The 22,367-nt window shown below is 67.7% G+C and carries 7 protein-coding genes; 3 read left to right on the forward strand and 4 right to left on the reverse strand.

Features of this window, described 5'->3' with window-relative positions; all coding sequences use genetic code 11:
* Window positions 1-24: 24 nt before the first annotated feature.
* From purH to purD, 3 genes are all read left to right on the forward strand, one after another.
* Entirely contained in the window at window positions 25-1,608 is a 1,584-nt protein-coding gene (gene purH, locus NMB40_RS16120) for a bifunctional phosphoribosylaminoimidazolecarboxamide formyltransferase/IMP cyclohydrolase (protein ID WP_494359079.1), read from the forward strand.
* 75 nt (window positions 1,609-1,683) lie between these two features.
* Window positions 1,684-2,718, forward strand: a complete 1,035-nt coding sequence (locus NMB40_RS16125) for a virulence RhuM family protein (RefSeq protein WP_494359080.1) — start codon at window positions 1,684-1,686, stop codon at window positions 2,716-2,718.
* 46 nt (window positions 2,719-2,764) lie between these two features.
* Window positions 2,765-4,051: a phosphoribosylamine--glycine ligase gene (gene purD / locus NMB40_RS16130; RefSeq protein WP_494359081.1), complete on the forward strand. Its 1,287-nt coding sequence runs from the start codon at window positions 2,765-2,767 to the stop codon at window positions 4,049-4,051.
* Between the two features lie 59 nt (window positions 4,052-4,110).
* Here the strand turns inward: purD and rpoH are convergent, their stop codons facing one another.
* The 4 genes from rpoH to NMB40_RS16150 all read right to left on the reverse strand — a co-directional run bounded on the left by rpoH (window position 4,111) and on the right by NMB40_RS16150 (window position 22,240).
* Window positions 4,111-4,986, reverse strand: a complete 876-nt coding sequence (gene rpoH, locus NMB40_RS16135) for an RNA polymerase sigma factor RpoH (protein ID WP_068854233.1) — start codon at window positions 4,984-4,986, stop codon at window positions 4,111-4,113.
* 307 nt (window positions 4,987-5,293) lie between these two features.
* Window positions 5,294-8,908, reverse strand: a complete 3,615-nt coding sequence (locus tag NMB40_RS16140; RefSeq protein ID WP_494359082.1) for a hypothetical protein — start codon at window positions 8,906-8,908, stop codon at window positions 5,294-5,296.
* 10 nt (window positions 8,909-8,918) lie between these two features.
* Window positions 8,919-19,922, reverse strand: a complete 11,004-nt coding sequence (locus tag NMB40_RS16145; protein WP_494359083.1) for an Ig-like domain-containing protein — start codon at window positions 19,920-19,922, stop codon at window positions 8,919-8,921.
* A 104-nt stretch (window positions 19,923-20,026) separates the two neighbouring features.
* Window positions 20,027-22,240, reverse strand: coding sequence for a hypothetical protein (locus NMB40_RS16150; RefSeq protein ID WP_494361090.1), 2,214 nt, complete (start codon window positions 22,238-22,240; stop codon window positions 20,027-20,029).
* Between the last annotated feature and the right edge of the window lie 127 nt (window positions 22,241-22,367).

Genomic DNA, 22,367 nt, shown 5'->3' on the forward strand with positions numbered 1-22,367 from the left:
GCTCCGCTTCGATCTCCTGCCCCCATGAGTTCCGATCTGCTGCCCGTGCGCCGGGCCCTGCTTTCCGTTTCCGACAAGACCGGTCTGATCGACCTGGCCCGCGCCCTCGCTGCGCGCAACGTCGAGCTGCTCTCCACTGGTGGAACCGCCAAGGCAATCCGCGACGCCGGCCTGCCGGTCAAGGACGTGGCCGATGTCACCGGCTTCCCGGAAATGATGGATGGCCGGGTCAAGACCCTGCACCCGCTGGTGCACGGTGGCCTGCTGGGCCGCGCCGGCCAGGATGAGGCGGTGATGGCCGAACATGGCATCGCCGCGATCGACCTGCTGGTGCTGAACCTGTATCCGTTCGAGCGCGTCACCGCCGATGCGGACTGCACGCTGGCCGATGCAGTGGAAAACATCGATATCGGCGGCCCGGCCATGCTGCGTTCGGCGGCCAAGAACTTCGCCCGTGTTGCGGTGGCCACCGATCCGTCGCAGTACGCCGAGCTGCTGGCCGAACTGGATGCCAATGATGGCAAGCTGTCGGCCGCCAAGCGCTTCGCACTGTCGGTGGCCGCGTTCAACCGCGTCGCGCAGTACGACGCGGCGATCAGCAACTACCTGTCGGCGGTGACCGCCACCGATGCGGCCGTGCCGCTGCGCACCGAGTTCCCGGCGCAGATGAATTCCAGCTTCGTGAAGGTCATGGACCTGCGCTACGGCGAGAACCCGCACCAGGCCGGCGCGTTCTACCGCGACCTGTCGCCGGTGGCCGGCACGCTGGCCACGTTCCAGCAGTTGCAGGGCAAGGAACTGAGCTACAACAACCTGGCCGATGCCGATGCCGCATGGGAGTGCGTGCGCCAGTTCGACGCGCCGGCCTGCGTGATCGTCAAGCACGCCAACCCGTGCGGCGTGGCCGTGGGCGCCGGCAACGGCGATGCCTACGAACTGGCCTACGCCACCGACCCGACCAGCGCCTTCGGCGGCATCATCGCCTTCAACAAGCCGTTGGACGCCGCCACCGCCAAGGTGATCCTGGACCGCCAGTTCGTGGAAGTGCTGATCGCCCCGGATTACGAGCCGGCCGCGCTGGAGTACGCCACGAAGAAGGCGAACGTGCGCGTGCTGCGCATTCCGCACGGCGAAGGCCGCAATAACTACGACACCAAGCGCATTGGTTCGGGCCTGCTGGTGCAGAGCGCGGACAACCGTGGCATGCGCCGTGACGAGCTGACCGTGGTCAGCAAACTGGCACCCACCGAGAAGCAGTTCACCGACCTGCTGTTCGCCTGGAGCGTGGCCAAGTTCGTGAAGTCCAACGCGATCGTCTACGCCAAGGACAACCGCACCATCGGTGTCGGCGCCGGCCAGATGAGCCGCGTGTACTCGGCCCGCATCGCCGGCATCAAGGCGGCCGACGCGAACCTGGTGGTCGAAGGTTCGGTGATGGCGTCCGACGCGTTCTTCCCGTTCCGCGACGGCATCGACGCTGCCGCGGCCGCCGGGATCAAGGCGGTGATCCAGCCGGGTGGTTCGATGCGCGACGCGGAAGTGATTGCCGCGGCCGACGAGCACGGCGTGGCGATGGTGTTTACCGGCGTGCGTCACTTCCGCCACTGATTGTTCAGCGTAAGGTGGGGCCGACCACGCGTCGGCGCCCGCCGGCAGGTTTGGACCGAAGCTGGAGGTGATCGCATGACCGACAACCATGGCGAGCTGATTCTGTACCGCACCGATGACGGTCGGACGGAAGTTCATCTGCGCGCCGCGGACGGGACGGTTTGGCTGACACAGGCTGAAATGGCCCAGTTGTTTCAGACCACCCCTCAGAACATCACCCAGCACATCCAATCAGTCTACGATGACGGTGAGATTGAGGAGTCGGCAACGTGTAAGGATTACTTACAAGTTCGCCGGGAAGGGAGCCGCGAGGTGCGCCGCACGGTAAAGACCTACCAGCTTGAGCTGATCATGGCCGTTGGTTTCCGCGTGCGGTCACCACGGGGGGCGCAGTTTCGTCGCTGGGCAGCAGAAGCCCTGTCTCAGTACCTCGTCAAAGGCTTCCTGCTCAACGACGAGCGGCTCAAGGACGCCGAGCGCGCGGACTACTTCAAAGAGCTGCTGCGCCGCATCCGCGACATCCGCAGTTCGGAGAAGAGGTTCTACCAGACGCTGCGTGATCTGTTCAAAGCCAGCAGCAGCGATTACGACGGCACGGCAGCAACCGCCAGGACGTTCTTCGCGACCATCCAGAACAAACTTGTCTACGCCGTTACCGGCAGCACCGCTGCGCAGCTTATTGTCGAGCGTGCCAATCCCGACGTGGCGCATATGGGCCTGACGAACTGGTCGGGCGACAAGCCCCGCAAGTCCGATGCGGTCGTGTCTAAGAACTACCTGGTGCAGGCGGAACTCGATCAGCTGAACCGGCTGGTCACCATGTTCCTCGACTTCGCAGAAGACCGTGCCGAGCGTCGCATCGAAATGCGGATGGACGACTGGATCACGCAGACCGACCGTTTCCTCAACTTCAATGAACGCGCTGTACTCAACGGTTCGGGCCGCATCTCAAATCAGCAGATGGAATTGATCATCGCGGAGCGCTACGCGGCATTCGACGCGGAGCGCCGCGCAGCGGACAGGATCACATCAGAGCGCGAGGCCGAGGTCGACGTGCAGCAGTTGCACGCCGAAGCCAAGCGCCTCGGCTCAGCCGTCAATTCGGACTGACCGCTTAAACCCCTACATTCTTACTGTTACCTCCAGGAACACCTCAATGAAGATCCTCGTCATCGGCTCCGGCGGCCGTGAACATGCCCTGGCCTGGAAGCTGGCCCAGTCGTCCCGTGTCACCGAGGTGCTGGTTGCGCCAGGCAATGCCGGCACCGCCACCGAGGCCGGCTGCCGCAACGTGCCGGTCAAGGTCACCGACCTGGACGGGCTGCTGGCGCTGGTGCAGGCCGAAGGCGTCGAGCTGACCGTGGTCGGCCCGGAAGTGCCGCTGGTGGCTGGCGTGGTGGACCGGTTCCGCGCTGCTGGCCACCGCATCTTCGGGCCCACCGCTGCGGCCGCCCAGCTGGAGGGCAGCAAGGCCTACGCCAAGGATTTCCTGGCCCGGCACAACATCCCCACCGCGTTCTATGCCGTGCACACCGAGGTGGATGCGGCGCTGGCCTACATCCGCGAGAAGGGCGCACCGATCGTGGTCAAGGCCGATGGCCTGGCTGCGGGCAAGGGCGTCATCGTGGCGATGACGCAGGCCGAAGCCGAAGACGCGGTGCGCGACATGCTGTCGGGCAATGCGTTCGGCGATGCCGGCGCGCGCGTGGTGATCGAGGAGTTCCTCGATGGCGAGGAAGCCAGTTTCATCTCGATGGTCGATGGCACCACGGCACTGCCGATGGCCACCTCGCAGGACCACAAGCGCGTGGGCGATGGCGATACCGGCCCGAACACCGGCGGCATGGGCGCCTACTCGCCCGCGCCAGTGGTCACCGATGAAGTGCATGCACGGGTGATGCGCGAGGTGGTGAATCCCACCGTGCAGGGCATGATTGCCGACGGCATCCCGTTCACCGGCTTCCTCTATGCCGGGCTGATGATCGATGCCAGCGGCGCGCCGAAGGTGATCGAGTTCAACGTGCGCTTCGGCGATCCGGAAACCCAGCCGGTGATGCTGCGCCTGCAGTCGGACCTGGTGGAGCTGGTGGAAGCGGCGATCGATGCACGCCTGGATGCGGTGCAGGCACAGTGGGATCCGCGTCCTTCCCTGGGCGTGGTGATGGCGGCCTCGCCGTACCCGGAGGCGCCGATCACCGGTGACGTCATCCACGGACTCGACCAGGTGCCGTCTACGGCCAAGGTGTTCCACGCCGGCACCACGCTGGATGCACAGGGCCACGTGCTCAGCGCCGGCGGCCGCGTGCTGTGCGTGGCCGCATTGGGCGACAGCGTGGGCGATGCGCAGGCAAATGCGTATGCCGGCGTGGCGAAGGTGTCGTGGGACCACGAGTTCCACCGCAACGACATCGGCTGGCGCGCGATCGCGCGCGAGAACGCGTAATCCACCCAACAAAAAACCCGGCGCTGCCGGGTTTTCTGTGTACTGCGTTGGACGCCGCGTTATGCGGTGAACAGCGCCTTCATCTTCTTCAGCGCGTTCGCCTCGACCTGGCGGATGCGTTCGGCGGACACGCCGTACTCATCAGCCAGTTCCTGCAGCGTGACCTTGCTGTCGGCGTCCAGCCAGCGGCGACGGATGATGTCGCGCGAGCGGGCGTCGAGCTCGGCCAGGCCTTCGCGCAGCAGCTGCAGCTGGTTGTCTTCGCTGTCGGCACGCTCATAGGCCATCGACGGATCTTCGTCGTTGGCGACCAGGAACGCAGCCGGCGACGGCGGCGCATGCTCGTTGTCGTCATCGCTGGGCGCATCGAAACCAATGTCGCGACCGGACAGGCGCGATTCCATTTCCAGCACTTCGCGTTCGGACACGTTGAGATCCTTGGCGACGGCGGTGACTTCTGCCGCATTCAACCAGCCCAGGCGGGTCTTGGACTTGCGCAGGTTGAAGAACAGCTTGCGCTGCGCCTTGGTGGTGGCGACCTTGACGATGCGCCAGTTCTTCAGGATGAACTCGTGCATTTCGGCACGGATCCAGTGCACCGCGAACGACACCAGGCGAACGCCCATGTCCGGGTCGAAGCGCTTCACCGCCTTCATCAGGCCGATGTTGCCTTCCTGGATCAGGTCGCCCAGCTGCAGGCCGTAGCCATTGTAGCCACGGGCCACGTGCACCACGAAACGCAGGTGGGAATGGACCAGCTCGCGCGCGGCGTCCAGGTCCTGCTCGTCGCGGAAGCGGCGGGCCAGGTCCTGCTCGTCATCGACCGTCAGCACCGGGATCTGGTGCACGGCGCCGATGTAGGCGTCCAGCGAACCGAGCGCACTGGGAATCGGAAGATTGTTTGCCACAAGGGCAGTAGACATGTTCTGGCTCATAGGGGTCATCTTATCAGTCCCGTATTTGGACTGCTGACGGTTCAAAAAGTTCCAGCGTTCCGTGGGTGAAACGCTGACGAAGTTCAGGCCCCTAACGTACCGCGAAATGGTGACAGTGGCGAGTGGGTGGCTGTTGAGCCTATCCACTTGATAATCAAGGACATACGCTCAAAAACGTCATCACCACGTCGTTTTGGGCGGGACAATCCCACCAAAAGACACCCATTCAGGATGAAAACGTTGCCATGCATTCAGCGCTGCCGTCCCCGAACGCCTGAACGGCCGCCCAAAAGCGGTGCTCCGGGGCTCAATAATAGCCAGACAAATTCAAGAAGAACCCCTTCGCCTCATACCGCAGCTCGGTCAGGTCATCACTGAACTCGGTGAAGTTGTACCCCGCCCCGATCTTGAAGTTCTGGCCCACCTGGCGGTCCACGCCCACCAGCCAGCCTTTCTTGTCGCCGCCCTCGCGCACATCCAGCCAGCGGTACTCGCCCATGGCTTCCCACTGCGCGAACAACCGGTAGCGCAGCTGCAGGGCCGAGAAGTTGACCCGGCTGTCCAGCCACTCGCCCTCGCCGCGCCCGGTGCGGTAATCGCCCCAGCGCCCGGCCAGCTTGCCGGCCACCTCCCAGCGGTCGCTGACCTGCATCACGCCCTCGAACGAGACGATCTGCGACTTCTGGTCGTACACGTTGCCCCCCACCTGGCCCAGCGACGCCACGTCATAGAGATAGGTGTACTTGCCGAACGCCGCCCAGCGTGTGTTGTCGTGCGGGCGCCAGGCGAAGCCCAGGTTGGATTCCACCAGCTTGGCGTCGGCCAGCGGGTTGCGCCTGTCGTCGGTGTCGGCGTAGTTGGCGCGCAACGCGATGCGCCAGTCTTCGTTGATCTTGTACAGCAGCCGGTTGGTGGTCACCCACTGGCGGCGGTCTTCGGCGCCTTCATCGCGGCGGTATTCCAGCTTGCTGGTCCACTGCGTGTTGGCATCGGTACGGCCGCCGTTGACGCTGTACGCGCGGCGGTCGACCCGCCCGGTGGTGGCGTCCAGCTCGCCATCCATCACGCTGAAGCCCAGCGTCCAGCCTTGTGCCGGGTAGAAGTCCATGCCGAAGGTGTGCACCAGCCCGGCGCTGTCGTCGCGGCGGTCCTTCAGGTACTGGCTTTCGTTGAACACGTTGACCTGGTTGCTCAGGCGCCAGCGCTGGCCCAGCGTCCAGCCCGACTGCAGCCCGGTGTCGTACAGCGGGTCGGTGGTGGTGCGGTCGGTGCTGTAGCTGTAGTTGCCGTAGAAGCTGTGCTCGGGCGTCATCCAGTATTCGCCCTCGAGCTTGGCCCCATCGCCGCGGCTGCCACTGCTCACCTCCGCGCCGAGGCTGGAGCGGTTGCCGAACAGGTAGCGTGCACCCAGCGTGGCCAGGTCGTTCTTCTCGTAAGCGCCGCCGTCGTCATCCACGGTCAGCTGCCCTACCCCGTACAGCTCCCACTTGGCACCGAAGCGCTGCCGGTAGCTCAGCGCCGCCAGCGTGCCGTCCACATCGGTACCGGCGTTTTCCTCGCGTACCCGGCGCAGTTCGGCACCGAGCTGGCCATCGTTGCCCAGCCGCCAGTCCATCGTGAGCTGCGACTGCTCCACGGCGACTTCACCGCGTTCGGCGCGGCTGTGCCGGCCGTACAGGCTCAGGTTGTCGGTGAAGTAGCCCAGGAACTCCGCGCCGTACTCTTCCAGTGCCAGCCCGCTGTCCATGCGCGAGACCGAGAAACCGGCATCCACGTCGCGCCACCAGGCCCCCATGCTCCAGTCCTGCCTGGTCCAGCCCAGCTCGCGCAGGTTGGCGCGCGCTTCCACCGCGCGGGCATCGCCCTTGCGGTCGGCGCTGACCGGATTGCGCTGGATGAAGCTCAGGCCGCCGTTATCCGAATAGAAGATCGGCGCAGCGGTGGCTTCGGTACGGGTCTGCTCCAGCTTGAGGTACGTGCCACGCCCGGCCTGCAGGGTGAGGTCGGCGCCCATCAGGCTGTAGTCGTCGCCACTGCGGTTTTCATCGACGTAGGTACCGCCGATCGCCACATGGTCGCCCAGCCACTGCTTGCCGCGCAGGCCGGCACTGACATCGTCGGTGCTGAAGCCCACTGGGATGTACTCGTAGTCCACCAGCAGCAGCTGGTCGTAGCCGTCCAGCGGGGTGTCGCGGGTCAGCGTGCGCACGTTCTCGCGGGTGATCTGCGACAGCGCGCGGGTCAGGAACAGGCGGCCCTGGATTTCGTTGATCTCGTAATCCACGCCGCGCTGCAGGTTGGTGCGCACCTCGGTGCGGCCGGTGGTGCGGTCGCGCACTTCCAGCACCACCTGCTCCGAGCCGGGCAGCAGGTCGGTGTGGCGCAGGTAGTACAGGCTGCCGCCGGTGCCGAGGAATTCGCTGTGCCCCAGCGCGGACTGCGCTTCGGAACCGAACGCCTTCAACAGCGAACGCGGATCGCCCAGCGGCGTGGTCGCGCGCGAGCGCCAGCTCACCGCCGCGCCGTACAACGACCGCACGTATTGGCCGTACTCGGTACCGGTGAAGCCGGTGGCGAAGTTGCCCCACAGCGCCTGGTTCTGGTCCCAGTCCACGCGTACGTACAACTTGCCCTGCGTATCGACGTCGCGATAGGTGGTGGAGTCGTCGCCATACACCGGGTAGTACTGGTCCGGGTCCAGGCGGCGGAACACATCGCGTGCATCGGCATCCAGGAAGCCGTCGAACAGCCGCTTCAGTTCGCGGTCGTAGGTGTCGGCCTGCGCGGTGACCAGGTATTTGCCGCGCAGCTTGCTCTTCAGGTAGAACGCCAGCCGGCCTTCGCTGAGGAAGCTGTCGTCCTGGTCGCGGTCGGCGGCAAGGGGGTCGAGGTTGCCGCTGGCGGTGTTGCGCGACAACGTCACGTCAGCCAGTGCCACCAGGAACCGGTAGCTGCCGGTGACCTCCACGTCCAGCGTGCGGGTCAGGGTTGGCGCATCCATGGCCTCCACCTGCACGGTGTAGCGGTGCTGGCCGATTGGTTCCAGGAACTCGGCGGCGAACTTCTGCTCCAGGTCCACCGGGAAGCTCTGGCCGTTGATCAGCACCCGTGCGTTGGGGCTCAGTCCACGCCCGTAGATGCGCACCCGCGAGCCGTAGATCGGGATGTTCTGCTGGCGCAGCGCGTTCTGGCCATAGATGGCATTGCTGAGCTGCTGGGCCTGCGCATCGTCGCCATCCAGTACCCGGCCCAGGGTGCGCTGCACGTTGTCGCGGACCAGCTGGGTGCCACGCTCGTAATCGGTGGGCAGTACCAGCTGGAAGCGCTGGGCATTGGTTTCATCGAACGAACCGTCGCGGCCATAGGCGCGGGCGATGTACTGCAGGTCATCGCCGACGCGCAGGTTCAGGTTTTCCGGCAACTGGCCGTCCCATTCGGTGTTGCCCACGTAGTCGACCGGCATCTCGATGCGCGCCAGCGGCGTGACCAGGTCGGTGTCGCTGCCGCGATAGATCACCACTTCCAGCCGTTCGATGAACGAGGCGTAGTTGTTGTAGCCATGGAAGCGCAGCGGCTTGGTCAGGCGTCCGTTCTCGAACGGGGCCATCGAACCGGTCTGCACGTTGAGCACCGGCGCCGACAGTGCCGGGTCTTCGGTGGCCCACACCACCGCGCCGTCAGGCAGCTCGGTGGCCGAGGCGCCATTGGGCGCCGGCACGAACGCGCCGGGCGCCGTCGGATCGGACGGCGCATCCGCCGCCGGGTGCACCTGCAGCAGCAGGTCGTTGCCCTGGCGGCAGCCATCCACGCCGCACAGCGTGGTGGGCACCTCCGGCACGGGTTGCGGGGCCTGCGCGTGGCTGGTCGGCAGCCACAGCACCAGCAGGAGCACCAGGGGGCTGAGTGAGGTCTTGTTGATCATGGGCATCTCCTCAGCGATCCGCACGGGTGGCGGGGCGGGCCGGCGCAGTGGGCTGCACCTGGACCTGCACACGGGCGGCAACGTCGGCCGGAAGGCGTGGCAGCAATGCCTGCCGCAACGCATCGGCACGCTGTGCGGCCAGTTCGGGCGTGGCCTGCCCCACGGCCACGTTGAGCTGCCCACCGCCCTGCGCCTGCAGCGTGCGGGCGGCGTGCGCCAGCACCGCTTCAGCCGCCGGGCCGAGCGTGGCCTGGCCGGGTACGAACAGCCCCTCGCCCACCTCCAGTACCGATCGCGGTGGTCCCGCCTCCATGCGCCCCTGTGGCAAGGCGACACCGAAGTCGAAGCGCACCGGCAGCCCCGGGGTGATCCGCCGCACGAGCGGGTTGCGGGTGGTGAAGCGTGCCTCGGCCGGCAGGGTGCTCGGGTCGACCTTGAGGATGAAGTTGCGCCCGCGCGCCTGGCCGCCGTTGATGCCAACCAGGTGGTAGCGGCCGTAGGCGTCGGTTTCGATCACCAGGCCTTCCACCGACACCACGCGCACGCCGGGGATGCCGCGCTCGCCGGCATCCTGCACGCCGTTGCCGTTGTGGTCGTCAAACACACTGCCGATCACCAGGCTCTCATCCAGCAGCGGATCGCCGATCACCTCCACGTCGGCCGAGGCCACGTTGCTGATGGTGGTGCCCAGCACGTCTGCTGCGGTGATGCGGTTGGTGTGCACACCCAGCCCGACACCCGCCCCCACCCGCAGGTAGTACACGAGCGTCGCCGAGCCACCTGCCGGGATATCCAGGCCATCGATCTGCAGCGGTGCCACGCCGCTGGCACGTGCGGCGTTGTCGGCATCGTGGGCCTCGAAGCCACCCGGGATGAAGGTGAAGCCACTCGGCAGGGTATCGAGCAGGGTCACGCCCAGCGCGTCGAAGTCGCCCATGTTCTCCACGGTGACCACGTAGCGCACCACGTCGCCCACCTGCACGCTGCGCTGGGTGGCCTGCTTGGTCAGGCGCAGCACCACCGGATCGGCGGTGACCACCACGTTGACCCGACCTTCCACGCACACCGGGGTGGGCACGGAGTTGTCGCAGATGGTGTAGCTGAAGTTGTCCAGGCCGCTGTAGCCGACGAAGGCGGTGTAGATGCAATCGCCGTTGGCACAGGTTGCGCGGCCGTTGACTGCGGCACGTGCCAGGCGCATGGAGGCTGCATTGATGCGCGCGCCGCTGGTGGTGAGGTTGTCCAGCAGCGGCACCGTGGTGGTGGTGCCGCTGAGCACGGTGATGTTCTCGTCCACCACGTCCACGTCGTTGAGCTCTACCTGCACGGTGACGGTGGCGCTGCTGCAGTCCGGCGGCGAAGCCTGGTTGCACACGGTGTAGGTGAAGGTGTCCGGGCCGCTGTAGTTGGGGGCCGGGGTGTAGCGCACGATGCCTCCGGCCAGGACCACGGCGGTGCCCGACGCAGGTGCAGTGGTGATGGTCACGGCCACTGTCTGCGGATCCAGCGGCGCACCGTTGACCAGGTCGTTGGCCAGCACCGGCACGTCGATCTGCCCGTCCTGCGGCGTCGTGGCCTGGTCGGGGTTGGCCACCGGTACAGCCAGCGGCGCCGCCGCCAGCGTGACCGACACCGTGCCGGTCGCGCAGACGGTGGGCTGCGCCACCAGGCAGATCTGGTAGGTGGTGGTGTAGGTGGTACCGGGCGTGCCGGCCGCCACGTTCACGCTGCCGTTGGGCTGGATGGTCAGCGCGGCGGTATTGACCGGGGTCAGCACGACGGTCGCCGGATCCAGCGGCGCGCCGTTCAAGCTGTCGTTTGTCAGCACATTGATCACGGCGCTGGCACCGGCCGCCGGCACATCGACCACGCTGTCGTCGGCCGCCACCAGCACGGCGGGGTTGGCGAGTGTGACCGAGACCGTGCCGATATCGCACACCGCCGGTTGTGCCACCAGGCAGATCTGGTAGGTGGTGGTGTAGGTGCTGCCCGGGGTACCGGCCGCCACATTGACACTGCCATTGGGCTGGATGGTCAGCACTGCGGTGTTGACCGGGGTCAGCACCACCGTGGCCGGATCGAGCGCGGCGCTGTTGTAGGTGTCGTTGGCCAGCACGTTGGCCACACCGGTGGCACCGGAGGCCGGTACGTTGGCCACCGTGTCATCCACTGCGTCCAGCAGGCCGGGCGTGGCGGCCAGGGTGACCGACACCGTGCCGATGTCGCACACCGTCGGCTGTGCCACCAGGCAGATGCGGTAAGTGGTGGTGTAGGTGACGCCGGGCGTACCTGCTGCCACGTCCAGGCTGCCGTTGGGCTGGATGGTCAGCGCCGTGGTGTTGTTCGGGGTCAGCACCACCGTGGCCGGATCGAGCGCGGTGCCATTGAAGGTGTCGTTGGCGAACACGTTGAGCAGGCCCAGCGCGCCGGTGGCCGGCACGTTGGTGGCGGTGTCGTCCACGGCATCCAGCAGCGCCGCCGTGACCGTCACGCTGACTGTGGCGGTATCGCACACGTTGAGGTTCGGCGCGGGCAGGCACACCTGGTAGGTGAAGCTGTCGGTACCGGTGAAGCCGGCAGTGGGCGTGTAGCTGATGGTGTTGTCGCCGTTGACCACGGCGGTGCCATTGGTGGGCGGCACCGACACGGTGAACACCGGACCCAGCGGCAAGGTGTCGTTGGCCGCCACGTTGAGCACGGTGGTGCCGCTGCCGGCGGGCAGGGTGTCATCGGCCGCGTTGGGACGCACCGCGACCAGCGCCGTGGCCTGCGCGCAGTTGGCCGGCTGTGCGTTCTCGCACACCTGGTAGGTGAGCGTGGTGGCGGCGGGCGTGGTGCCCGGCGCAACCGTGACCACCCCGTTGGCGGCCATGCTGTAGCCCGGCACCGCGCTGACCAGCGACGCGGTCACCGGCGTGGTGCCCGGCACGATCGGCGCACCGTTGAAGGTGTCGTTGAGCAGCACGCTGGCGGTGCTGCCCCCGGTCGGCGCGACCGGCACCCCGCTGAAGTCATCGCCCACCGCAACCAGCGCGCTTGCGGTCACTGTCAGGCTGACGGTGGCGGTGTCGCACACCCCCGCGCCGGGGGCCGGCAGGCACACCTGGTAGGTGAAGCTGTCCGCGCCGGTGAAGGGTCCGGTCGGGGTGTAGCTGATGGTGCCATCGCCATTGACCACGACGGTGCCGTTGGCCGGTGCCACCGACACGGTGATGGTGGGGTTGGTCGGCAGCGTGTCATTGGCGGTGACGTTGAGCACGGTGGTGGTGCCCGCCGTGGCCGACAGGGTGTCATCGGCCGCGACCGGGCTGACCGCAACCACGGCGGTGCCCTGCGCGCAGTTGGTGGGCACCGCGTTTTCGCACGCCTGGTAGCTGAGCGTCACCGCCGCCGGGGTGGTGCCTGCGGCGACGCTGACCACGCCGTTGGTTGCCATGCTGTAGCCGGTGGCGGGGTTGACCAGCGACGCCGTCACCGACGTGGTGCCGGGCACGATCGGCGCGCCATTGAACGTGTCGTTGAGCAGCACGCTGGCGGTGCTGCCACCGGTGGCCGGCGCGATCGGGGTGCCGGTGAAGTCATCATTCACCACCGTCACCGAGGTGGCGGCCACGGTGAGCGCGACAGTGGCGGTGTCGCAGACCCCGGCAGCGGGCGCCGGCAGGCAGGCCTGGTAGGTGAAGGTGTCCGGACCGGTGAAACCGGCGTTGGGCGTGTAGCTGATGGTGCCATCGCCGTTCACCGTCGCGGTGCCATTGGCCGGTGCAACCGACACGGTGATGGTGGGGTTGGTGGGCAGCGTGTCGTTGACGGTGACGTTGAGCACCGTGGTGGTGCCGGCAGCGGCGTTGAGGGTGTCATCCACCACCACCGGGCTGACCGCCACTACGGCGGTGGATTGCGCGCAGTTGGTGGGCACGGCGATTTCGCACACCTGGTAGCTGAGCGTGACGGCGGCCGGCGTGGTGCCGGGCGCAACCGTGACCACGCCGTTGGGCGCCATGCTGTAGCCGGTCACCGGGGTGACCAGCGAGGCGGTGACCTGGGTGGTGCCGGGCACGATCGGCGCACCGTTGAAGGTGTCGTTGAGCAGCACGCTGGCAGTGCTGCCACCGGCGGCCGGTGCGATGGGCGTGGCGGTGAAGTCATCGGCCACGGCGCTGAGCGTGGTGGCACTCACCGTGATGCTGACGGTAGCGGTATCGCAGACCGTTGCACCCGGCGCGGGCAGGCACAGCTGGTAGGTGAAGCTGTCGGAGCCGGTGAAACCAGCGGTGGGCGTGTAGCTGATGGTGCCGTCGCCGTTGACCACGGCGGTGCCGCTGGTTGGCGGGCTCGGGATCGTGACCACCGGGTTGAGCGGTGCGGCGTCATTGGCCAGCACGTTGAGCACGGTGGTGGTACCAGCGGTGGCGGGCAGCGCATCGGCCACGGCATCCGGGCTCACGGCCACCACCACGGACGCGCCGGCGCAGTTGGTCGGCACCGCGTTCTCGCACACCTGGTAATTCAGCGTGACTGCCGCAGGGGTCGTGCCCGGGGCTACGCTGACCACGCCATTGGCAGCCATGGTGTAACCGGCCACGCTGGTGAGCAGCGAGGCAGTCACCGGGGTGGTGCCCGGCACGATCGGCGCGCCGTTGAAGGTGTCGTTCAGCAGCACGCTGGCGGTGCTGCCACCGGCCGCCGGTGCGATGGGCGTGGCGGTGAAGTCATCGGCCACGGCGGTAAGCGTGGTGGCACTCACCGTGATGCTGACGGTAGCGGTGTCGCAGACCGTTGCGCCCGGCGCGGGCAGGCACAGCTGGTAGGTGAACGTGTCGGTACCGGTGAACGGCCCGGTGGGCGTGTAGCTGATGCTGCCGTCGCCGTTGACCACGGCGGTGCCGCTGGTCGGCGGGGTCGGGATCGTGACGACCGGGTTCAGCGGTGCGGCATCGTTGGCCAGCACGTTGAGCACGGTGGTGGTGCCGGCGGCGGCGGGCAGCGTATCGGCCACCGCGTCCGGGCTCACGGCCACCACGACGGCGGCGCTGGCGCAGTTGCTGGGTACCGCGTTCTCGCATACCTGGTAGTTCAGCGTGACCGCTGCCGGCGTGGTGCCCGGGGCCACGGTGACAACACCGTTGGCGGCCATGGTGTAGCCGGTGGCAGTGGTGAGCAGCGAGGCGGTCACCGGGGTGGTGCCCGGCACGATCGGCGCGCCGTTGAACGTGTCATTGAGCAGTACGCTGGCGGTGCTGCCACCGGCCGCCGGAGCGATGGGCGTACCAGTAAAGTCGTCGTTCACTGCCACCAGGCCGGTGACGCTGACGGTGACCGCAACCGAAGCGGTATCGCACACGGCGGCGCCCGGCGCCGGGAGGCACACCTGGTAGGTGAAGCTGTCCGCGCCGGTGAAACCGGCAGTCGGCGTGTACGTGATGGTGCCGTCGCCATTGACCACGGCGGTGCCGTTGGTCGGTGCAACCGATACGGTGATGGTCGGATTGGCCGGCAACGTGTCGTTGGCGGTGACGTTGAGCACCGTGGCGACGCCCGCAGCCGCCGGCAGGGCGTCGTCCACCGCGACCGGACTCACTGCGACCACGGCGGCAGCGGCCGCGCAATTGGCCGGGACGGCGGTTTCGCAGACCTGGTAGTTCAGCGTGACCGCAGCGGGCGTGGTGCCCGGTGCCACGCTGATCACCCCGTTGGCGGCCATGCTGTAGCCGGGTTCCACGGTCAGCAGCGTGGCGGTCACCGGCGTGGTGCCGGGCACGATCGCCACCCCATTGAAGGTGTCGTTGAGCAGCACGCTGGCGGTGCTGCCGCCAGCGGCAGGTGCGATCGGCGTGGTGGTGAAATCATCGGGCGCGGCGGTGAGGGTGGTCACACCGACGGTGACGGCCACGGTCGCGGTATCGCAGACAGCCGCGGCCGGTGCCGGCAGGCATACCTGGTAGGTGAAGCTGTCGGCGCCGGTGAAGCCGGCGTTGGGCGTGTAGCTGATGGTGCCGTCGCCGTTGACCAGCGCCGCACCGTTGGCCGGCGCGGCCGGAACGGTGACGGTCGGGGCCAGCGGCGCGGTGTCGTTGGCCAGCACGTTGAGCACGGTGGTGGTGCCGGCGGTGGCCGGCAGGGCGTCATCCACCGCCTCCGGGCTGACTGCTACCAGGGCAGTGGCGCCAGCACAGTTGGTGGGTACGGTGTTTTCACACACCTGGTAGTTCAGCGTGACCGCAGCCGGCGTCGTACCCGGCGCCACGGTGATCACGCCATTGGCGGCCATGCTGTAGCCGGTGACCGGGGAAGACAGCGAGGCAGTGACGGCGGTGGTACCCGGAATGATCGGCGCGCCACTGAAAGTGTCGTTGAGCAGCACGCTGGTGGTGCTGCCGCCGGTGGCCGGCGCGATCGGCGTTGCCGTGAAGTCATCGGCCACGGCGGTGAGCGTGGTCGCACTGACGGTGACGCTGACGGTGGCGGTATCGCAGACAGTGCCGCCTGGTGCGGGCAGGCACACCTGGTAGGTGAAGCTGTCCGTACCGACGAAGGCGCCCGTCGGCGTGTAGCTGATGCTGCCGTCGCCATTGGCCACGGCGGTGCCATTGGTCGGGGCACCCGGAATTGTCACCAGCGGGTTGAGCGGCGCGGCGTCATTGGCCAGCACGTTGAGCAGGGTGGTGGTGCCGGCGGTGGCCGGCAGGTTGTCGTCGGCCGCATCCGGGCTGACCGCCACCACCGCAGTGGCGGCAGCGCAGTTGGTCGGCAATGCGGTCTCGCACACCTGGTAGCTCAACGTGACCGCGGCAGGCGTGGTGCCCGGCGCCACGCTGACCACGCCGTCGGCGGCCATCGTGTACCCGGTCACGGGGCTGAGCAGCGTGGCGACCACGGGGGTGGTGCCGGGCACGATCAGGCTGCCGTTGAAGGTGTCATTGAGCAGCACGCTGGCGGTGCTGCCACCGGCCGCCGGTGCGATGGGCGTGCCGGTGAAGTTGTCGTTGACTGCGGCGAGCGTGGTGGCGGTCACGTTGAGCGCTACCGTGGCGGTATCGCACACGGCGCCGTGTGGCGCCGGCAGGCACAGCTGGTAGGTGAGCGTATCCGGGCCGACGAACGGACCGGTGGGCGTGTAGCTCAGGGAGCCATCGCCATTGACCACGGCGGTGCCGCCGAGCGGTTGTACGGTCACGCTGACCACCGGCGCAAGCGGGGCCACGTCATTGGCCAGCACGTTGAGCACGGTGGTGGCGCCAGCAGTGGCCGGCAGCGTGTCATTGACGGCATCCGGGCTCATCACCACCACGGCGGTCGCCGTGGCGCAGTTACTGGGCAGCGCGGTTTCGCAGACCTGGTAGTTCAGGGCCACGGACCCCGGCAGCGTACCGGCGGCAACCGAGATCACGCCGTTGGCGGCCATGCTGTAGCCCGATACCAGGGTGGCCAGCGATGCAGTCACCGGGGTGGTGCCAGGCACGATGGTCGCGCCGTTGAACGTGTCGTTGAGCAGCACGCTGGGCGTGCTGCCGCCACTGGGCGGAATCGGGCTGGCGCTGTAGTCGTCGTTCACTGCCACCAGTGCGGCGGCGGCGATGTTGATCGCCACCTGCGCGGTATCGCAGGTGGTGCCATCCGGCGCGGGCAGGCACACCTGGTAGGTGAGCGTGTCGGCCCCGCTCTGGCCCGCCGTGGCGGTGTACTGCAGGGTGCCGTCCGCCGCCAGCACGGCGGTGCCCTTGGTCGGGGCAACGGTGACGGTGAAGGTCGCACCGGCCGGCACGTTGTCGTTGGCGGCCAGGTTGAAGCTGCCCGGCTGGGTGCCGGTGACCGTTGCGGTGTCGTCCTGCGCATCCGGTGCGATCAGCACCTGTGCTGCGGCGGTGTCGCAGTTGCTGGTCGAGCCCAGTTCGCACAGCTCGTAGGTGAGCGTGGTGGCGCCGGCCGGGGCGAACCCGGACACGGTGATGATGCCGGTCGCATCCATGCTGAAACCGGCCGGTGCGCCCACGAGGTTCACGGTGACCTGCAGCGGGTTCGCTGCGGCGCCGTTGAAGGTGTCGTTGCCGAGCACGCTTGGCGTGGTGCCGCCGGCACCCGGGGCAAACACCGGCGCGCGGAAGTTGTCGTCCACCGCATCCAGCGTGTTGGCGATGACGGTGATGTTCACCGTGCCGGTAGCGCAGGTGCCGGCATCCGGTGCCGGCAGGCAGACCTGGTACTGCAGGGTCTGCGGCCCAGCGCCGGCGGGCGTGTAGCTGAAGCTGCCGTTTGCCTGCAGGGTGAAGGTGCCCGCGGCCGGCGGCGTGAGCACGCTGTAGGTGGCGCCGGCCGGCGCGTTGTCGTTGATGCTGACATCGCCCACCAGCGGCTGGCCAGCCGACGTGGTGTAGGTGTCGTCGGCGGCAGCGGGGGCGATCAGCAGCGCGACCGCAGCGGTGTCGCAGTTGCTGGTGGTGCCGGCTTCGCACAGCTCGTAGGTGATGCTCACCGCACCGGCGGCGGCACCGGCCGGGACGTTGATCACCCCGGCGCTGGTGATGGTGTAGCCCGGCGGTGCCGTGCCGGTCAGGCTCAGGGTGACCTGCGCAGCGGCCGCGGGCGCGCCGTTGTACAGGTCATTGCCCAGTACCGACGGCGTGCTGCCGCCGGTCACCGGCGAGATCGCGGGCGAGGTGAACGGATCATCCACTGCATCCACGGTGTTGGCGGCGATGACGAAGGCCGCCGTGGTGGTCGCACACACGCCGCTGTTCGGCGCCGGCAGGCACACCTGGTAGGTGATCGTGTCGCTGCCGGTGCTGCCCGGTGCCGAGGTGTAGGTGAAGCTGCCGTCGGCGTTGAAGACCAGCGTGCCCAGCGTCGGCTGGCTCAGCGCGGCGAACACCGCGCCGACCGGCGGCGCATCATTGGTGCCTACGTTGCCGGTAGCCGCCTGGCCCGACTGCACGGGGTAACTGTCGGGCTGCGCGGCCGGGCTGACCAGCACCTGCACGTTGGCGGTGCTGCAATTGGCCGGCACCGCGTTCTCGCACAGCTGGTAGCTCAGCGCGGTGGCGCCGGCCGGAACACCGGCCGTTACGGTGATCACACCGGAGACCGCATCCAGGCTGAAACCGGTCACGGCGCCCTGCAGGGTGGCGGTGACGGTACCCGGGGTAACCACGACGCCATTGAGGGTATCGTTGCCGAGCACGCTCGGCGTGCTGCCACCGGTAAGGGCCGACACCGGGGTCGGGAACAGATCGTCGTTGGCCAGCAGCGCGTTGGCACCCAGCGTGACGGTGACGACCGCGGTATCGCAGACCGCGCCATTCGGCGCCGGCAGGCAGACCTGGTAGCCGAACGTATCGGTGCCACTGGCGCCGGCATTGGGCGTGTAGGTGAACGCGCCATCGCCGTTGAGGATGACCGTGCCCTGGGTGGCGGCCGCACCGGCCGGGGTGAAGGCGGAGCCGGCCGGTGTGTTGTCATTGCCGGCCACACTGCCCGACACCGGCTGCCCGGCGCCGGGCGTGGTGATGGCATCGTCCAGCGCGTTCGGGCCCACCACCACCTGCACCGCGGCGGTATCGCACAACGTGGGCGCGGCGGTGACGCAGATGCGGTACGCCAGGCTGACCGGACCGGCCACGGCATTGGCCGGCACGCTGATCGCGCCGGCGGCGTTGATCGTGTAACCGGCGGGCGCAGTGATCAGGGTGGTGGTCAGGTTGGCCGGCACAACCGCCGCGCCATTGAACGTGTCATTGGTGAGCACGCTTGCCGTAGTGCCGCCCGCCGCAGCCGGAATGGACGCCGCGCTGAAGTCGTCGTTGACCGCGTCGATCACGTTCGCGGTGAGGTTGACGGTGACCGTCGCGGTATCGCACACGGCGCCATTGGGCGCCGGCAGGCACAGCTGGTAACTGAAGGTATCGGTACCGGTGGCACCGGCGTTGGCGGTGTAGGTGAAGGCACCGGTCGATTGCAGCGTCAGCGTGCCCTGGGTCGGGGCCGTTCCGGTCTGGGTGAAGGTGGAACCGGCAACCGCATTGTCATTGGCGCCCACGTTGCCGTTCACCGCCTGCCCGGCCTGCACCGCCACGCTGTCGTCCACCGCGTTGGGGCTGACGATCAAGGCCACGTTGGCGCTGGCACAGTTGCTGGGGGACGCCGCTTCGCAGATCTGGTACGTCAGCGTGACCGGACCCGCCGCAGCGGTGGCCGGCACGCTGATGGTGCCGTTGGCGTTGATGGCATAGCCGGCCGGCGCGGTGGTGAGCGTGGCCACCACGGCGGCGTCGGCGAAGGCCGCGCCGTTGAGGGTGTCGTTGGCGAACACACGCGGCGTGGTGCCACCGGCGCCCGGCGCAATCGGCGTGGCGGTGTAGTTGTCGTTGTTGGCAATGATCGCCGCCGCCTGCACGGTGATCGTGGGCGTGGTGGAGGTGTTGTCGCCCGGCGTGGGATCAGTGGTGCCCGGCGGCGGCGTGATGGTGGCGCTGTTGGCCGAGATCGTGGCCGGGGTGACGGTGGGCGCGGTACCACTGACCAGCACCACCAGCACTTCGCCCACGCCGACATTGACCCCGACATTGACGCTGTCGGTGCCCGACGCGGCGGAACAGGAGGTTGCGGCCGATACCGGCGCGCAGGTCCAGGTAACGCCGGTGAGCTGGGTCGGCACCGAATCAGTCAACGTTGCACCCACGGCCTGCGACGGTCCCGCGTTGCGCACTTCGATGCGGTACTGCACCGCGCCGCCGACTGGGACCGGCACGGCCGAGGTGATGGTCTTGACCACGCTCAACTGCGCCGTAGCCGCCAGGGTGTTGCTGTCGCTGCTGCTGTTGTTGCCGGGGGTGGGATCGGAGATGTCGGCCGGGGCGGCGACCGTGGCGGTGTTGACCAGCGGGTTGCGGTACGCCTGCGCGTGCACGCCGGCGGTGGCCAGGGCCATCAGCAGTACACCGGCCAAGGGCAGCGCGCGGGCGCGCAGGCGGCTGGCGGTGGGCTGGGAAAGGAAGCGGCGGGCGCTGGCGGTCGGCATGCAGTGATCCTCGAAAGCATCGCGCAGGGACCTCCCCGCGCGCTGCGTGTTGCGTCGTTGCTGCCGAAGCGCCACCGCCACGGTGGCGCTCCGGGTGGGTACGACTAGTACGCGGCGGGGTCGGCGCTGAAGCGGACCGGCACGGTGATCGTGGCCTGCCCGCCATTGATCAGATCGACCCCAAGGCTGACGCTGTTACCGCCGGCCGCACCGCCACTGGCGGCACTGCAGACGCTGCCTGCCGACGCAGCACAGCTCCACGGCGCGCTCAGCGTGGCGCCCGCCGGCAGCGTGTCGGTCACCTGCGCAGCGGTGACCGGATCCGGCCCGGCATTGCTGACGGTGATGACGTAGCTGGCCGTGCCGCCCGGCGTGTAGGTACCGCTGCCATCGGACTTGGTGATCGATAGATCCGCCTGGCGTGTTCGATTGGTGATGCGGCAGACCACGTTCAGTGGCTGCGCGGACAACGCAGGCGAGGTGAAATTGAAGTTCTGCCCGGTGCCGCTGGTCAGCGTGGTGCCGGCTTGGTCCTTGCACTCCCAGGTGCTGGCATAGCGCGCCAGCACGGTGGCGGTGCCGGCGGTTTCGGCCAGCGTGTAGACCGTGCCCGGTGTGGTCACCACCGCCGTAGTGGCGCCGTTGTTGCCCACGTTGGCCGCGCTGGCCAGGACCGTGGCGCCCTGCGCGACACTGAGGTTGAACACCCCGGTATCGGTGGTGGGCGCCAGCGTCTTGACCAGCTGTACGGTCGCCGCGCAGCTCTGCGAAATGCTTTCCACCGTGAACACCGCTTGGCCGATGCGGATGCCGAGCAGGCCCAGCAGGTTGTCCACTACCCCGCCCAGCACTGCAGCCAGGACCGGCGCGACCACCGCATTGACCACGACCCTGAGCGGCTGCAGCAGCGTGCTGACCAGCGCATTGACGATGGTGTTCACCGGCAGCGGCAGCACGATGAGGCTGTTGACCAGGCGCACCACCGGCGTGCCGCTGGTGATCTGCAGTTCCAGCGAGTTGACCAGCGAGGTGACCAGTGAGGTGGCCGTGACCGTGCCGCTGGTCAGCGTGCGGGTCTGTGGATAGGGCCCGTTGAAGACGACAGACTGTGTCGACGGCGTTCCGGTGGCAACGGCACGCACCGATACCGTCAGTGGCACATCGACATCGGCCACCTTCAGGCCAGCGAGCAGGTTGACCCCCACCGTGACGGCCAGCGAGGTGGCATTGATCGGGGTAACACTGGCCGGGGTCAGCACGGCGGTGCGGTTGAAGAACACGGCATCGCTGATCGTGCCGATGTACAGGTTGACCAGGCCGGGCCGTGCCTGCAGGGTCACCGCGTTGCTGGCCAGGTTGACCGCGTTGATGGTGCCTTCGGCACGGGCGATGTCGGCATACACCGACAGGTGCAGCAGCGAGGCGGTGATGTTGGTGCCGGCCAGCGAGACCAGGCCGCCGACGTTGAGCCCGTTCAACGCCGACACCAGGGGCGCGATGTTGAGCCCCTGGACGACGTCGAAATCGAACTTGAGGCGGATCGCGGCGCTGTGGAAGCCGGTGCCCACCGGGCCGCAGTTGTACACCGGCGGCTCGATCACCTGCGCCCAGATGCGCACGTTGGCCAGGCCGCCCAGGCCGAGCGGGGCCAGCTGTGCGGTGGTGAGCGTGACCGGCGTGGGCGTGGTCACCACGTTGCGGAAGTTGTACAGCTGCACGCCACCGGTGATCAGGTCCAGTACGTCCAGGTTGACGTTGGCCAGCGAACCGGGCGGCAGGCTGACCTGCAGCAGGTCGGCCAGGCGGATGTTGCCGCTCAGGCCGCTCAGCGAGGATGTCAGCAGGTTGAGGGCGTTGGCGGCCAGCGTGTTGCCGTCGGCCTGCAGCACGGACACCAGTGCGGCCTGCAGCTGGCCCAGGGTGATGTTGGCGTTGAGCACCTGGCTGGGGTCGCTGACCGCGACGCCGCCGTTGAGGCGGGTCAGCAGTGCGTTGAGATTCACATCGGCACCGGCGATGTTGTTCCAGTCCACCGCGGTGATATTGATATTTGTTCCGGGCAAAAGCGTCGTGAAAAGCAGATTCAGCACGGGGCTTTGTGTGCTATCGACCTGCGCAAGTCGCGGACCAGCGGATACACACGCGCCATTTGCCGTGCACGCATCCTGGGCATTTGCGACAGTAAATACGCTTGATAGCGCGATACCCATCACAAATAATGCGGACAATCTGACAATCCTGAACCACACTAACGCCCTATTCACACCTGACACATTATCCATCGGCCATCCCCCGGTTTCGTGGCCGCAGCGCTCCATCACGTGTAGGGAAATACCTACCGTGTGTGAAAGGATGCTGGCCTGTTCCGATGTTCAGTTTTTCCGGCGGATTATTTGGCCGGCATGGAGGATTAACTACGTGCACGGGTGACAATCGTCAAACCGG

Source organism: Stenotrophomonas sp. FBCC-B152, from assembly GCF_059134105.1.

Excerpts from the sequence above, each read along its gene's own strand:
- NMB40_RS16145 (WP_494359083.1), bottom strand. The coding sequence starts at position 19,922 with ATGCCGACCGCCAGCGCCCGCCGCTTCCTTTCCCAGCCCACCGCCAGC.
- purH (WP_494359079.1), top strand. The coding sequence starts at position 25 with ATGAGTTCCGATCTGCTGCCCGTGCGCCGGGCCCTGCTTTCCGTTTCC.
- NMB40_RS16125 (WP_494359080.1), top strand. The coding sequence starts at position 1,684 with ATGACCGACAACCATGGCGAGCTGATTCTGTACCGCACCGATGACGGT.
- NMB40_RS16150 (WP_494361090.1), bottom strand. The coding sequence starts at position 22,240 with ATGGAGCGCTGCGGCCACGAAACCGGGGGATGGCCGATGGATAATGTG.
- rpoH (WP_068854233.1), bottom strand. The coding sequence starts at position 4,986 with ATGAGCCAGAACATGTCTACTGCCCTTGTGGCAAACAATCTTCCGATT.
- NMB40_RS16140 (WP_494359082.1), bottom strand. The coding sequence starts at position 8,908 with ATGATCAACAAGACCTCACTCAGCCCCCTGGTGCTCCTGCTGGTGCTG.
- purD (WP_494359081.1), top strand. The coding sequence starts at position 2,765 with ATGAAGATCCTCGTCATCGGCTCCGGCGGCCGTGAACATGCCCTGGCC.